The 14,801-nt window shown below is 51.5% G+C and carries 12 protein-coding genes and 2 pseudogenes; 3 read left to right on the top strand and 11 right to left on the bottom strand.

Going from position 1 to position 14,801, the window contains the following annotated elements:
* Nucleotides 1–2 precede the first annotated feature (2 nt).
* Nucleotides 3–2,291 carry a gold/copper-translocating P-type ATPase GolT gene (golT, locus tag ACLJPQ_RS04685; protein WP_023217006.1) on the bottom strand — a complete coding sequence of 763 codons (2,289 nt, stop codon included), beginning with the start codon at nt 2,289–2,291 and terminating at the stop codon, nt 3–5.
* 276 nt (nt 2,292–2,567) lie between these two features.
* On the opposite strand from golT, the gene mdsA reads away from it, so the two are divergent.
* Genes mdsA through mdsC form a run of 3 tightly spaced genes read left to right on the top strand, consistent with a single transcriptional unit; the run spans nt 2,568 to nt 8,432 of the window.
* Nucleotides 2,568–3,794: a multidrug efflux RND transporter periplasmic adaptor subunit MdsA gene (mdsA, locus tag ACLJPQ_RS04690; protein ID WP_001254851.1), complete on the top strand. Its 1,227-nt coding sequence runs from the start codon at nt 2,568–2,570 to the stop codon at nt 3,792–3,794.
* Nucleotides 3,791–6,958 (top strand): multidrug efflux RND transporter permease subunit MdsB, encoded by a 3,168-nt coding sequence (mdsB, locus tag ACLJPQ_RS04695; protein WP_023217005.1) that lies wholly within the window; start codon nt 3,791–3,793, stop codon nt 6,956–6,958. Before mdsA ends, mdsB begins: the two co-directional genes overlap by 4 nt.
* A gap of 16 nt (nt 6,959–6,974) precedes the next feature.
* A complete protein-coding gene (mdsC, locus tag ACLJPQ_RS04700) occupies nt 6,975–8,432 on the top strand; it encodes a multidrug efflux transporter outer membrane subunit MdsC (protein WP_023217004.1) in 1,458 nt (485 codons plus the stop codon).
* A gap of 69 nt (nt 8,433–8,501) precedes the next feature.
* Here the strand turns inward: mdsC and ACLJPQ_RS04705 are convergent, their stop codons facing one another.
* From ACLJPQ_RS04705 to ACLJPQ_RS04750, 10 genes and pseudogenes are all read right to left on the bottom strand, one after another.
* On the bottom strand, nt 8,502–8,861 hold the full coding sequence (locus tag ACLJPQ_RS04705; protein ID WP_000722978.1) for a DUF4156 domain-containing protein: 360 nt from the start codon (nt 8,859–8,861) through the stop codon (nt 8,502–8,504).
* 57 nt (nt 8,862–8,918) lie between these two features.
* On the bottom strand, nt 8,919–9,143 hold the full coding sequence (locus ACLJPQ_RS04710; protein WP_000737124.1) for a membrane protein: 225 nt from the start codon (nt 9,141–9,143) through the stop codon (nt 8,919–8,921).
* 10 nt (nt 9,144–9,153) lie between these two features.
* On the bottom strand, nt 9,154–9,795 hold the full coding sequence (locus tag ACLJPQ_RS04715) for a helix-turn-helix transcriptional regulator (protein ID WP_000610822.1): 642 nt from the start codon (nt 9,793–9,795) through the stop codon (nt 9,154–9,156).
* Between the two features lie 143 nt (nt 9,796–9,938).
* Entirely contained in the window at nt 9,939–10,463 is a 525-nt protein-coding gene (locus ACLJPQ_RS04720; RefSeq protein ID WP_000830237.1) for an Ail/Lom family outer membrane beta-barrel protein, read from the bottom strand.
* A gap of 401 nt (nt 10,464–10,864) precedes the next feature.
* Nucleotides 10,865–11,353, bottom strand: coding sequence for a hypothetical protein (locus ACLJPQ_RS04725; protein ID WP_000545426.1), 489 nt, complete (start codon nt 11,351–11,353; stop codon nt 10,865–10,867).
* Nucleotides 11,326–12,069, bottom strand: a complete 744-nt coding sequence (locus ACLJPQ_RS04730) for a transcriptional regulator (protein WP_000081365.1) — start codon at nt 12,067–12,069, stop codon at nt 11,326–11,328. Before ACLJPQ_RS04730 ends, ACLJPQ_RS04725 begins: the two co-directional genes overlap by 28 nt.
* 99 nt (nt 12,070–12,168) lie before the next feature.
* The gene (locus tag ACLJPQ_RS04735; protein ID WP_080184614.1) at nt 12,169–13,743 is read right to left on the bottom strand and encodes an EAL domain-containing protein; all 1,575 of its coding nucleotides are present in this window, start codon (nt 13,741–13,743) and stop codon (nt 12,169–12,171) included.
* A gap of 501 nt (nt 13,744–14,244) precedes the next feature.
* Nucleotides 14,245–14,545, bottom strand: a pseudogene (locus ACLJPQ_RS04740) (hypothetical protein).
* Nucleotides 14,518–14,739: pseudogene (locus tag ACLJPQ_RS04745) on the bottom strand (hypothetical protein); the annotation flags it as partial. The pseudogenes ACLJPQ_RS04740 and ACLJPQ_RS04745, both read right to left, overlap by 28 nt.
* The coding region (locus tag ACLJPQ_RS04750) for an IS1 family transposase (RefSeq protein ID WP_071528444.1) at nt 14,740–14,801 on the bottom strand (62 nt) is incomplete at its 5' end.

Here is a 14,801-nt window from a genome sequence, read left to right on the forward strand (position 1 = left end):
CCTCATGTCGTGGATGTGTCGGATGGGGTTGCCATCGGCGCCCGGAAACGGCGCAGCCGCAAAGCGTTGCCCAGCACGAACACGCTCGACATCGCCATCGCCCCTGCGGCGAATACCGGTGACAATAATATGCCCCAGACCGGAAATAGCGCGCCTGCCGCGACAGGAATCAGCGCCGTATTGTAAGCAAAGGCCCAGAACAGATTCTGGTGGATATTGCGGATGGTCGCTTTAGACAGCGCGATAGCATTCGGCACGCCTTGCAGGTTGCCGGACATTAGTACGACGTCGGCGGATTCCACCGCCACATCGGTGCCGGTGCCAATCGCCAGCCCCACGTCGGACTCCGCCAGCGCTGGCGCATCGTTGATGCCATCGCCGACAAACGCCACCTGCCCATACGCCGCTTTCAGGCGCCGTATCGCCTCGACTTTCCCTTCTGGCAATACCTCGGCAACCACATCATCAATTCCTAACTGTCTGGCGATAGCCTGTGCCGTGCGGGCATTATCGCCAGTGATCATGGCGACCTTAATGCCGAGCTGATGTAAAGCGTTAATTGCGGCGGGCGTACTGGGTTTGATCGGATCGGCCACGGCGATAATCGCCGCCAGTTGACCGTCAATAGCCGCATAGAGCGGCGATTTCCCTTCCTGCCCTAACCGTTCGGCGGTGGTGGCGAAGCCGCTAATATCCACGCCAATTTCGCGCATATAGCGATCGGCCCCCACGTCAACACGCGTACCGTCAACGGTAGCGTATACGCCCATCCCGGTCACCGATTCGAAGCCGCTCATGCCTGGTAGCGCGATCCCTTCCTCTTCTGCCGACACGACAATCGCACGGGCAATCGGATGCTCTGAACGCGATTCTACCGCCGCGACTTTCGCCAGCACCTCACGGCGTTCAAAGCCGCTGGCCACGTCGAGATCGGTCAGTACCGGGCGGCCTTCGGTAAGCGTCCCGGTTTTGTCTACGGCCACCACCTTAGCGTCTTTGAGTAGCTGTAACGCCTCCCCCTTACGGAACAGCACGCCCATTTCCGCCCCACGACCGGTTCCCACCATAATGGAGGTCGGCGTCGCCAGGCCCATCGCGCAAGGACAGGCGATAATCAGAACCGCAACACCATTGATCAGAGCGAAAGTCAGCGCAGGCGACGGCCCAAACGCCAGCCATACCACAAAGGTCAGCGCAGCAATAAGCATTACCATTGGGACAAACCACAGCGTCACTTTATCCACGACGGCCTGAATCGGCAGTTTTGAACCCTGCGCCTGTTCCACCAGACGAATGATTTGCGCCAGCATGGTCTGTCCGCCGACGGCGGTCGCCCGCAGCGTGAGCGCGCCTTTTTGGTTGACGGTACCGCCCACCACCGCGCTTCCTGCGGATTTCTCAACCGGTATCGGTTCGCCGGTAATCATCGACTCGTCAACGAAGCTGCGGCCTTCGGTCACTTCGCCGTCAACCGGGATCCGCTCGCCTGGCCGAACCTCCACACAGTCGCCCAGCACAACCTCGTCGACAGGGATATCCACGATGCGGCCCTCGCGTAACACATGCGCGACCCGCGCCTGTAGCCCCACCAGACGTTTAATCGCTTCGGAAGTCCGCCCCTTCGCCCTTGCCTCCAGAAAGCGCCCCAGCAGAATAAGCGCGACAATCACTGCGGCGGCCTCGTAATAGACGTTTACCGTCCCTTCAGGCAACAGGTCGGGCGTAAAGGTCGCCACCAGCGAGTAGCCGAATGCCGCTGCGGTTCCCACGGCGACCAGCGAGTTCATGTCCGGCGCCAGACGCGCCAGCGCCGGGAACCCTTTAAGGTAAAAACGGCGACCGGGGATCGTCAGCACCAACAGGGTCAGTGCAAATTGCCAGTACCAGCTTTGTTGCAGGCCAATCGTTTTTATCACCCACTCGTGCATACCAGGAATAAGGTGCGAGCCCATTTCAAGCACAAAAACGGGGAGCGCCAGCACGCTGGCGAGAATCAGATCGCGCTTCAGCCTGACGCGCTCGGCCTCTTTTTTCTCTTGAGAGTCGTCTTCGCCCTGCCCCGCCGTCTCTACCGGTCGCGCCTCATACCCCGTTTTTTCAATCGCCGCGATCACCGCCTCCGCCGACGCCGTCCCGCGAACGGTGGCGCGCTCCGTCGCCAGATTCACCGTAGCGTCCGTTACGCCAGGCACAGCCTTAATACCTTTTTCAACGCGAGCGACGCACGACGCGCAGGTCATACCTTCAATAAGCAAGCTTATCGTGTCGTGACGATTTTCTGACTGACTCATGACGACTTCCCCATCCTGACTATTCGGTATCAGAAAGCCTAAAGCTTGCCATTGTGGGAAGGTCAAGCGTATTCAGGCTGCACGGTTCGGCGAGAATGTGAGATGGCTCATAAAAGAAGATGATGCGAGACATTTACGCCACGATGCCGACCCACGCCCCGAAAAAACCCGTCAGGAACGCTTGACCTTTCCTTCGTTGTAACGCCTAGCCTTTGCCAAAAATTCTGCGGCAGCGTTGCGGAATGGCCAACACGCTGCGGTAAAGAGGGAAACGACATGCGTAGAACATTCAAAATTATGTTGATAGCCGGCGTCATCGCCGCCATCGGGGGCGTGATTTACATGGCCGGCGAAGCACTATGGGATAAAGACAACGCCGTCGGACCACCGGCCAGCGCGCCGCCTCCACCGTCGGTACCGGTTGCTAAAGCCCTTAGCCGCACACTCGCGCCTACGGCGGAATTCACCGGTTTTCTGGCCGCGCCGGAGACCGTGGAGCTGCGTTCGCGCGTGGGAGGAACCCTTGACGCCGTCAGCGTTCCGGAAGGACGTCTGGTAAGCCGCGGACAACTGCTGTTCCAGATCGATCCGCGCCCGTTCGAGGTCGCCCTCGACACCGCCGTCGCGCAATTACGTCAGGCTGAAGTACTGGCCCGCCAGGCGCAGGCGGATTTCGATCGCATTCAACGACTGGTCGCCAGCGGCGCCGTATCACGTAAAAACGCTGACGATGTCACCGCCACGCGTAATGCGCGACAGGCGCAGATGCAATCGGCCAAAGCCGCCGTCGCCGCAGCGCGCCTTGAACTCTCCTGGACCCGTATTACCGCGCCCATTGCCGGACGCGTTGACCGCATACTGGTAACCCGGGGCAATCTGGTCAGCGGCGGCGTAGCGGGTAACGCCACGCTTCTGACGACTATCGTGTCTCACAATCCCATGTATGTGTATTTCGATATTGACGAAGCCACCTGGCTGAAGGCGTTACGGCATACCCGCTCCGACAAAAATCCACCGGTAGTCAACATGGGGTTAACCACCGATAACGGGCTGCCTTATCAGGGCGTACTCGACTTTATGGGCAATCAGATGAACCGCAGCACCGGCACTATCCGGGCACGCGCCGTGATTCCTGACCCCGACGGAATGCTTTCTCCCGGCCTGTTTGCCCGAATCAGTTTGCCCATCGGCGAGCCGCGGGAAACCGTGCTAATTGACGATCTGGCGGTGAGCGCCGATCAGGGCAAAAACTATGTGCTGATCGTCGGCAAGGAGAATCAGGTGGAGTATCGTCCGGTTGAGCTGGGACAAATGGTCGATGGACTCCGCGTCGTTACACAGGGAGTACAGCCGGGAGAAAAAATCATCCTCAAGGGGCTGGTGCGTCCTGGCATGACCGTTGCGCCGCGTCTGGTGCCGATGCGGCAGAATGTGACCGATAAACAGACCGCGACATTGACTAAAGCGGACGGCGACAGCGCGTCGAAGGCGGTGCGCCAATGAAATTCACCCACTTTTTCATCGCACGGCCCATCTTCGCCATCGTCCTGTCGCTGTTAATGCTGCTGGCTGGCGCTATCGCCTTTTTAAAACTGCCGCTGAGTGAATATCCGGCCGTTACGCCACCCACGGTACAGGTTAGCGCCAGCTACCCCGGCGCTAACCCGCAAGTGATTGCCGATACGGTAGCCGCGCCGCTGGAACAGGTGATCAACGGCGTTGACGGCATGTTGTATATGAATACCCAGATGGCCATTGATGGTCGCATGGTTATCTCTATCGCCTTCGAACAGGGAACCGATCCTGATATGGCGCAAATTCAGGTGCAAAACCGGGTATCCCGCGCGCTGCCTCGCCTGCCCGAAGAAGTCCAGCGAATTGGCGTTGTAACGGAGAAAACGTCCCCCGATATGTTGATGGTGGTCCATCTTGTCTCGCCGCAAAAACGCTATGACTCGCTTTACCTGTCTAACTTCGCCATCCGGCAGGTTCGCGACGAACTGGCCCGTTTACCTGGCGTCGGCGATGTTCTCGTCTGGGGCGCGGGCGAGTACGCCATGCGCGTCTGGCTGGACCCGGCGAAAATCGCCAACCGCGGTCTTACCGCCAGTGATATCGTTACGGCGTTGCGGGAACAAAACGTACAGGTCGCCGCCGGCTCCGTCGGGCAACAGCCGGAGGCCTCCGCCGCTTTTCAGATGACGGTAAACACGCTGGGCCGCCTGACCAGCGAAGAACAGTTCGGCGAGATTGTGGTAAAAATCGGCGCTGACGGCGAGGTGACGCGTCTGCGTGATGTCGCCCGCGTCACGCTGGGCGCAGATGCCTATACGCTGCGTAGTTTACTGAATGGCGAAGCGGCGCCAGCGTTACAGATTATTCAAAGTCCGGGCGCCAATGCGATTGACGTATCTAACGCAATTCGCGGCAAAATGGATGAGTTGCAGCAAAACTTCCCGCAGGATATCGAATACCGGATTGCCTATGATCCTACGGTCTTCGTGCGCGCATCGCTACAATCGGTGGCGATTACGTTGCTGGAAGCCCTCGTGCTGGTCGTCCTTGTCGTGGTGCTGTTCCTGCAAACCTGGCGGGCGTCCATTATTCCTCTGGTGGCGGTTCCCGTTTCGCTGGTCGGCACCTTTGCCTTGATGCACCTGTTTGGCTTTTCGCTGAATACGCTTTCGCTGTTTGGTTTGGTCCTGTCGATAGGTATCGTTGTCGATGACGCCATCGTTGTGGTCGAAAACGTGGAACGGCATATCTCGCAGGGCAAAAGCCCCGGAGAGGCGGCAAAGAAGGCGATGGATGAAGTCACTGGTCCCATTCTTTCTATTACCTCGGTGCTGACGGCGGTCTTTATCCCTTCCGCATTCCTGGCGGGCCTGCAGGGTGAGTTTTATCGTCAGTTCGCGTTGACCATCGCTATTTCGACCATCCTTTCGGCCATTAACTCGCTGACGCTCTCCCCTGCGCTGGCTGCCATTTTGCTAAGACCGCACCACGATACTGCGAAGGCTGACTGGCTAACGCGGTTGATGGGCACGGTCACTGGCGGTTTTTTCCATCGCTTTAACCGTTTCTTCGACAGCGCGTCGAACCGCTATGTTAGCGCCGTCCGTCGGGCCGTGCGCGGCAGCGTCATTGTGATGGTGCTCTATGCTGGCTTTGTGGGGCTGACCTGGCTTGGCTTCCATCAGGTGCCGAACGGGTTTGTGCCTGCGCAGGATAAATACTATCTCGTCGGCATCGCCCAGCTCCCAAGCGGCGCATCGTTGGATCGCACAGAGGCGGTCGTAAAACAGATGTCCGCTATCGCACTGGCGGAACCCGGCGTCGAAAGCGTCGTCGTCTTCCCCGGCCTGTCGGTTAACGGCCCGGTAAATGTGCCAAATTCGGCGCTGATGTTCGCCATGCTGAAACCCTTTGACGAGCGTGAAGATCCTTCGCTTTCCGCTAACGCTATCGCCGGAAAGCTAATGCACAAATTTAGCCACATTCCCGACGGATTTATTGGCATCTTCCCGCCACCGCCGGTTCCAGGGCTTGGCGCGACGGGCGGCTTTAAATTGCAGATTGAAGATCGTGCGGAACTGGGATTTGAAGCGATGACAAAGGTGCAAAGCGAGATTATGTCTAAGGCGATGCAGACGCCCGAACTGGCCAATATGCTGGCCAGTTTCCAGACGAACGCCCCGCAATTACAGGTGGATATCGACCGGGTGAAGGCGAAATCAATGGGGGTATCGCTCACCGACATCTTTGAAACGTTGCAAATTAACCTCGGCTCGCTTTACGTCAACGATTTCAACCGATTTGGCCGTACCTGGCGAGTGATGGCGCAGGCCGATGCGCCATTCCGTATGCAGCAAGAGGATATCGGCCTGCTTAAAGTCCGCAATGCGAAGGGCGAGATGATCCCGCTTAGCGCTTTCGTCACGATTATGCGCCAGTCGGGGCCGGACAGAATCATCCATTACAACGGCTTCCCCTCGGTAGATATTAGCGGAGGACCGGCTCCGGGCTTCTCCTCCGGACAGGCGACGGACGCGATTGAAAAGATCGTGCGTGAAACGTTGCCGGAAGGGATGGTCTTCGAATGGACCGATCTGGTTTATCAGGAAAAACAGGCCGGCAACTCCGCGCTTGCTATCTTTGCGCTGGCGGTGCTGCTGGCCTTCCTGATCCTGGCGGCGCAGTACAACAGTTGGTCGCTGCCCTTCGCCATCCTACTTATTGCGCCTATGTCATTACTCTCAGCCATTGTCGGCGTGTGGGTATCTGGCGGAGATAACAATATCTTTACGCAGATTGGTTTCGTGGTGCTGGTCGGCCTGGCGGCCAAGAACGCCATTTTGATTGTCGAGTTTGCCCGCGCCAAAGAACACGACGGCGCAGACCCGCTGACCGCCGTGCTGGAAGCGTCCCGCCTGCGTCTGCGTCCTATCCTGATGACCTCATTCGCCTTTATCGCAGGTGTAGTACCGCTGGTACTCGCGACGGGTGCCGGCGCGGAAATGCGACATGCGATGGGCATCGCCGTGTTTGCCGGCATGTTGGGCGTCACGCTCTTCGGCCTGTTATTGACGCCTGTATTTTACGTGGTGGTTCGCAGGATGGCATTAAAGCGTGAGAACCGCGTTGATTCGCATGATCAGCAAGCATAATGATGGGAATGGCATAATGAAGATCATTTTTACAGGCTATCGGCAGACCGCCACGCTGGCGACGCTTGCTTTCGTCACCACGCTTGCTGGCTGTACGATGGCGCCGAAGCACGAACGCCCCGCATCGCCGACTGCGATGGTCTATCCCTACGCAACGTCAACTGTTTCTGGCGCGCCGGATGCCGCTGACATTGGCTGGCGTGATTTCTTCCACGATCCGCTTCTACAGGAACTGATTGCGATCGCGTTACGCAATAATCGGGATTTACGCAAGGCAGGGCTCAATGTTGAAGCCGCCCGGGCGTTATACCGTATTCAGCGCGCGGAGATGCTGCCGACGCTCGGCATCGCCACCGCCATGGACGCCGGTCGCACTCCCGCCGATCTCAGCGTCACGGACGAGCCTGAGATTAACCGACGCTACGAGATGGCTGGGGCGACGACGGCCTGGGAACTGGATCTCTGGGGGCGAGTGCGAAGCCTTAGCGACCAGGCATTAGCCGCCTATATGGCGCTTGATGAGACGTACATTGCGGCGCGAATGAGCCTGGTTTCCGAAGTCGCCAGCGCCTGGCTGACGCTACGGGCTGACCGGGAGCTGCTGCGCTTAACCGAAAATACGCTGGCCGCGCAAAAAAGTTCATACACATTGACAACCCAGCTTGCCCGGACAGGCAACGCCACACAGCTCGATCTGCGTATGGCGGAGATCGCGCTGCGTTCTGCCGAAATCAATCGCGCGGCGTATACGCGACAGTTGGCGCGGGATCGTAACGCGCTGGAATTGCTGTTGGGCCAGCCGCTCACGCCTGAACTGTCGCGTCGACTAAACGAAGCGGTCACGCTTACGGAAGACGCGATCCCGACCACTCTGCCAGGCGGATTACCGTCAGATCTGCTGGTACGCCGCCCGGATATTCGCGCCGCCGAGTACAGGCTGCGCGGCGCAAACGCCCGGATAGGCGCAGCGCGCGCCGCCTTCTTCCCGACCATCAGCCTGACAGGCACGGCGGGAACGGCCAGCGCGTCTCTTAGCGGACTCTTTGAACCGGGATCGGGAAGCTGGCGTTTTCTACCGCAAATCACCTTGCCTCTCTTTCACGGCGGCGCATTACGCGCTGACCTGGATAGGGCGCATGTCCAAAAACAGATTGAAATCGCCAGGTATGAAAACGTTATTCAGCAAGCCTTTCGCGACGTGGCGGATGGTCTGGCGGGACAGCGTACGCTGAATGACCAGGTGCAATCAGAACAACGCGCGGTTGAAGCCAGTCAAATCGCCTATGAGCTGGCCGGACTCCGTTTTCAGGAAGGCGTCGATGACTACCTTACGCTGCTTGATACCCATCGTATGCTTTATGGCGCGCAACAGCGCCTGGTACGCACACGTCTCATGCAACAGTTAAATATCATTAACCTGTATAAAGCATTAGGCGGCGGTTGGCGGGAATACAGCGAGAAAAAGCAAGGTTAGCCCAAATAGCGCCCGCGTCGCCAGTGCGGCGCGCGCGCTAAACAGGCATATATTACCTGCAAAATAAGGTTAACGAGGGCAACGATAAACGTTCCCGCTTAACGTGACATTCGTTTGTTTGCTTGAGCCCGAACCGTGCCATGAACTTCCTGTCTGGCCTGCACGCTGGGTTAACAGGACTACCGTATTTCCGCCCATTTTATAAGCTTTGTTTTTCAGATCGTTACGGGCACCCGTTTCCAGGTTACTGTTGGAAGTCCAGCCACCGGTAAAGAAATTCCCCTGGCTGCCCGTGATATCCCCTAAGTAGCTGCATTCCTTACCTGGCTCGCTGGTCATCACCCGTACCTGTTCAGCGCCATAATTCAACGAATTAGCGCTACATGCGGTTAAAGCCAAGCCGACGAAACATACTAAGATCTTTTTCATACTAATACCTGGTCTATTAATCATTAAATAATAACGCGTTCTTGCTTCTGAACGCCGTCAAGGAACTATATTTAAGATGTAACGAATGTCTTTCATTTGCTGAAGAAAAGTCTCTGTCATGATGCTATCATGTATGCTTGAGGCTATTTCTTGTTCAGTTTTTTCAATATGCTCTCTGAGCCTTATTTTTGTTTTTTCGTCAAGCGCCGAGATAAGTATCTTAATGGCAAGCAGCAAAGTAGGATTGATGCTTTCACACTCTCTCATCGTTAACTTTTTCATCTTGTTTGCTTCAAGCCTGATCGGCGTTTTTGTCTACACGGCAAATTTTAGATGCGAAGATATGGCGACTTCTTTGGTAAATAAATAGCAAATGGAAAAAGCGTTTGAAGCCATATTTACGACAGATACGCAATCTATGAATGTACAAAGTCTTACGACTAATGCCATAGCTACTGGCGATCTGACTCATCGACTTTTTATATAAAAAGTGCCATAACAACTCCTCCTCCTTTTTTGTCAACGGCGCAAGTTCACCGACCGCTACATCGTTTGCACAAGCGTATTTAATGAAATGCTCAATAAAAACAGGCTTTGCCAAATCGGGATCGATATCAGGATCTCTATCGCAGCCATGTGGATAAAGTTTTCCAATATCTCTGCGCGTGAGCCAGATTCGACGAGCATGTGGATAATGCTGCATGAGCGCCTTAAAACCTTTCCAGACCCCCTGAATCAAAACTCGTCCATCAATAATAATTATGATATCTTCGCTAGCTGATATCTGACACGAATTATATTCTCCATTGAGTGGGAACATAAAGCACTTCCCATCCTCAAAGAGTGAAGCGATGCCTAAATAAGTATAATAATCATCCGTTAAAACTATACCTATCGTTTTTAACGGAAGTTGTTCCGATAGTGAATTTATCATAATTTCATCAATAGAATAACGCTACGGTGAGTGTTTTATCTTCCTCTTAAGATTACCTGACTGATTATAACCATCCCTATTCTGTAGCAGCGCCATATTATTTTTAATTCCTTGCCATAAACGTAACGCTTATACTTTTAATATCAGAAGCGATAACCTACGCTGACACCAAATGTATTGGTATCCACAGCGAAGAAACGACTGGCTTCCCATGATGCATCGATAGATATACTCTTAACTGGATTAAATATTACGCCAGCGCCGTAGGCAAAGGAGTCTTCTTTTGAGTGTTTATTAAATTTCATCGTCGCTATACCCGCATTGCCGTACAGGCTCACATAGTCATTAAAACGATATGTTGGTCCAAACATCAAAGAACCATAGTCTACAGAATCGGAACCATTTTTATGCAATTTCCCCTCTTTCCAGGTGTAGTTCTCCATTTCATTGCGCGTCGCGGTGAATGAGCCTAACATCCCCCAGGTCTCATTAAACTCGTAACGATATTTAAAATTAAAGCCTCGCAGATCTTTGCTATCGCTATTTTTCAATGAACTGAGATGAGTTTGTGCATAACCAAACGATACGGTGTGCTGATCGTTAGCCAAAGCTAAAGGTGACGCTAATAATAAACCTAAAAAAACAAGGAACGAAGACCGTCTTTTCATTAAAACCACTCCATTTTTGATATATAATTAAGGCGGTACCGGAACTTATGGCACACAAATAGCATTTAGATTAAGAGCACCTAATGCGCTTATTACCAGTCATGCCAACTGCGGAGGTAATATAACCTGATATATTCGATAATGGATATGAAATCAGTCTTACAGAGTTCTTACTTTTTTATTAATGGCGGATTCATAGTTGCTTCAGACCCGATCCTGGCATCGCATCCGTCAGGCGGACTGCGAGAGGTTATCAGCGAGTATCAGTTACCTCCCTGACGAGTAAAAAATTCATAACTCATTGTTTTGCATGTATTTTAATTGATTATTGAGTTAACCTTTACCCTTGCGGAGGGCAATTTCGCAACTCGCTTTCTGACACATTCAGACAACATTCAGATCTACTGCGCGGTACAAACGTTATAAAGCTGCCGATTAAGAGAATAAAAAAAGGTTTTCTCACCCACTTTAGATATTCGAATCTCATTAGCCGCTTCCGGATGCAGAACCCGTAAATATGATAACAGATCGCCAGCCGTGTCCGTGGCAAAGACTTTTACCTGGGATACTTCGAACGTATAAACACCAGGCGCTGTTCGATGTAAATTTTTCATATACACGTCCCGGTATAATATTTTTACACCGTTATCTTTTGTTTTTATTTCATATTGAAGCGTAATTCTCTTCATCTTAAAATCAAGAACAAGACTGCCATCGGCATGGATATCTTTAGGTTGTATCGTCGTTACCGTTCTTGTCGTGCATAAAAATTCATTAGTATTAATAGAACTATGGCTACTGTTTCGTACCCAAACTACCATCAGTACGACTGAAACAGCCAACATACCAAGCGTCGCCACGCTTAATAACGTTCTTTTATGGAAATGCATTTTGGCTCCGCTATATCAAGTTGGTTAAGACACTGGACAAAAATATTTGTATTAGGAACGCGAATGTAATAAATGATTTTTCCGTTTTGTTTATGTATTTCATTACTCATCTCAGAGTACGCTTCAACGATATCCGTCAGATGGGTTTTATCATGCCCGACACTATAAAAAGTGTATCCATCATACGAACCCTGGAGGGTAAAGTAATCAATATTTTCACCCTTAACTTTATACATCATAAAAAACATCAGAAGCGCGGCCAGGCAAAAGTAGAGCCAATCTTTTTTATTCACAGCGCCCGGTATTGGGGGGATAATAGTGTCATCGCGTCGCACTTCAACCGTCGATAATTCTGTTTCAGCAACAGCAGGCAACGGCGTATTTTGCGCCTCATCACTCAACGGTTCAATGGAAACTGAGAGTAAAACACCCACGCGAGGACGAGTCACAACAGACGCCCCCTTAAGACCAATTTTATCAAATGATCCTCGTAGCTGGTTAATCAATTTATAATAACTGGCATCAGAGACCACGACACCTTTGCGCCCCCAGACATAGTTAATTAAATCATCTTTTTTAAAAAGGCCTTCATGAAAAGCGATAAGCAAACTGCGTTCCGATTCAGATATCGTTATCGACTCTCCGGCGCAGGAAAGCGTCATTCGTTCACAATCAAGAATAACTCTTTTGTCAATCAGATAATTGTTCTGACTCATAAAAATATCCGCCCCAGTGCTATCACGTTTCTTCACGGCATAAACATATTACCAGGATATATCGCGCTATTGAATTTTTTTCCGTAGCGAGCTCCTGTATTATTCAGCCACCAGGCCACTCGCAGATTCGTTTTCCCCCTTGAGCAGACCATTTTGCCTCTGGGCCGACTTGCCAAGCCAGCTCATAAAGTCATTAGCCTCCATCGGCCTGGCATAAAGAAATCCCTGAACGAATCCTACCCCGTGGCTTAAGATGTAACGCAATTGGTGCTGGGTACTGACCCCTTCGGCAACCACATTGAGCCCCAGTCGCTGACTCAGCGTAATGATAGTATCCAGGACAGGAACATCATTGCTGCTGGTATCAATGGTATCGATAAACGTTCTGTCTATTTTAAGAGAGTCTACAGGTAATTGTTGGAGATAGGAGAGTGAGCAATAGCCGGTCCCAAAATCATCAATCGCTATTAACACGCCTTTTTCACGGAGCGTTGAAAGTTTTTCTGCGACCTGTGAAGGTTCTACAATCAGGCTACGCTCGGTGAGCTCCAACATAAGCGTTATCGTTCCCAAACGAGTCCTGAGCGCCTCTATATCTTGTATAAAACCGTCATCCATAAGATGCGCAGGCGATATATTTACGCTGATATAGAAATCATCCGGTACAGTCCAGTTTATTACGTCATGAGCAATCAGTTCGAACAGATGACGAGAGAGTGGAATAATCATGCCTTCATTTTCTGCGGCGGTAATAAAAATATCGGGAGTTATAAAACGGCCATCCGGTTGCGGCCAGCGCATTAGCGCCTCCACGCCACCGCAACTACCGTGTTTAACATTAAAAACAGGTTGATAATGTACCGTAAACTCATTGTGCGTTATTCCCCTGGCAATCTCCCGGGCCAGAGATAAACGTTTTAAATACCAGCGCCTGTAGAACAACATCATCCCTACAGAAAGACACAATGACAGCGGAACAAAAATAAAAAGGTTTTGTAACCAGTATGCCGATAACGTTGAGAAGGGGGTTCGCACCATCAGCTGGATAGTGTGATCGGTTGAGGCGAACCGCTGCGTTAAAAACGCCTTACCGCGCAACGTCGCAGCGCTGGTAATCGCCTCCCCTGCGCCGAATGTCAGGCTAAAGGCTGATGCTCTCTCTGCTGCCAATATCTCCATGAGCTCCTGGACATACTGCGAATCCACAATGACGAAGGCCGCTTTATTCGCTGCTACTTTTTTCACATAAACCACAACAAGGCGATCGGGTCCTTCGGCCATACTACCGATAGATCGCAACCACCGTTCCGGATAAGAAGCAGGTAAAGAAAGCCCTGCCAGCCGGGAAAAATGATAGCGTTCGGTTCCGGTGACAAAGGAGCAAGTGATATCGCCATTTTCCAGAAACCCAATGTCACGGACATAAGGAGTGAAGGCCCGCGTTCTGGACAGTTCTTTCAGCGAGTCAGTACAGGAACTCTCAGCCAGTCTGGCGGCTTTTCCGGCGACTTGCCAGGAGGCGGCAGATATATCCGCGCTAAACCGCAGCAGCGTATTGGCGCTGACGGCGATATCTCGTTTTAGCTGGAAGATACCCGCGAGTAACCCCACCAATATCATTACGATCAGTGGAACGGCAATAAACAACATCAGAAATAGCTTTCTTACTTTCAAATCATTGCCCTCTTATCGGCCTTCCTTTTGCCACTGTACGCTTTTATAGGATAACTAAAGTAACATTAATATAGAAAAGCAATATTGAGAGATAGGTTATACGTTCTTAATGATAGCAAGATGGCACTCCCTGTGCCGAAAATAGACAAGAAAATATCAATACCCAACAGGTGCAGGATACTATCGTTAAAATAAGCGATAGCAGATATCTAAATTCAATATGTTAGCCAGATGCCAGGTTCGCTGCCTGATGAGGCATAACCATCACGGAACGAATTCCCATCAATACAGGGATTATTGGCTACAACTCAACGTTACTACTGGTGGTACACACATTATACAAATGTCGATTAAGCGAAAACATGTAGGTATTTTTCCCAATTTTGACCATCTTTAACTCATTAATCGTACCAGGCTGTAACAGTCTCAACCAGGAAAACAAATCGCCAGCAGTATCAGACTCAAAAGTCTTAACTGAATTGACTTTAAAAGTAAATGTTTTCATACCCGTTCTGCGCAGTTTGCTGATGCAGATATCACGAAAAAAAAGCCGTTTCTCTTTCGTATCGGTAGTAACATCGTAGTGTAGGGTAATCCTGCCGGATTTAAGATCCAGCACAAGTCCACCATCCATGTACAATTTTCGTGGTTCAATATACGCTTCTGATTTTGTCGTGCATATAAGATTATTGGTTCTATAAGAGTCACGATTTACCCACTCAAGCGCTATTACCGATCCGATTGCGACAATGGCGATAAATATTACAAATATAATCAGTAACGTTCTTTTACTGTAATACATTTTGGCACCGCCATTTCAACAGGATTTAAGCATTGCAGAAAAATATTCATATTAGGCTCCCTGATATAATAAAGATGGCGTCCATTTTGCCGGTAAATTTTAATTTTTAGAGAGTTAAAAGCAAAAACTACTTCACTTAATGTGACCTTATCCTCTTTTGTTTTATAGATTGCATAATCGGTAATGACTCCAACTTATTGATAGTGTTTTATGTTCAGATAATGCCCGATGACTTTGTCATGCAGCTCCACCGATT

The organism is Salmonella sp. SAL04213, from assembly GCF_046550535.1.
Taxonomy (GTDB): domain Bacteria; phylum Pseudomonadota; class Gammaproteobacteria; order Enterobacterales; family Enterobacteriaceae; genus Salmonella; species Salmonella enterica.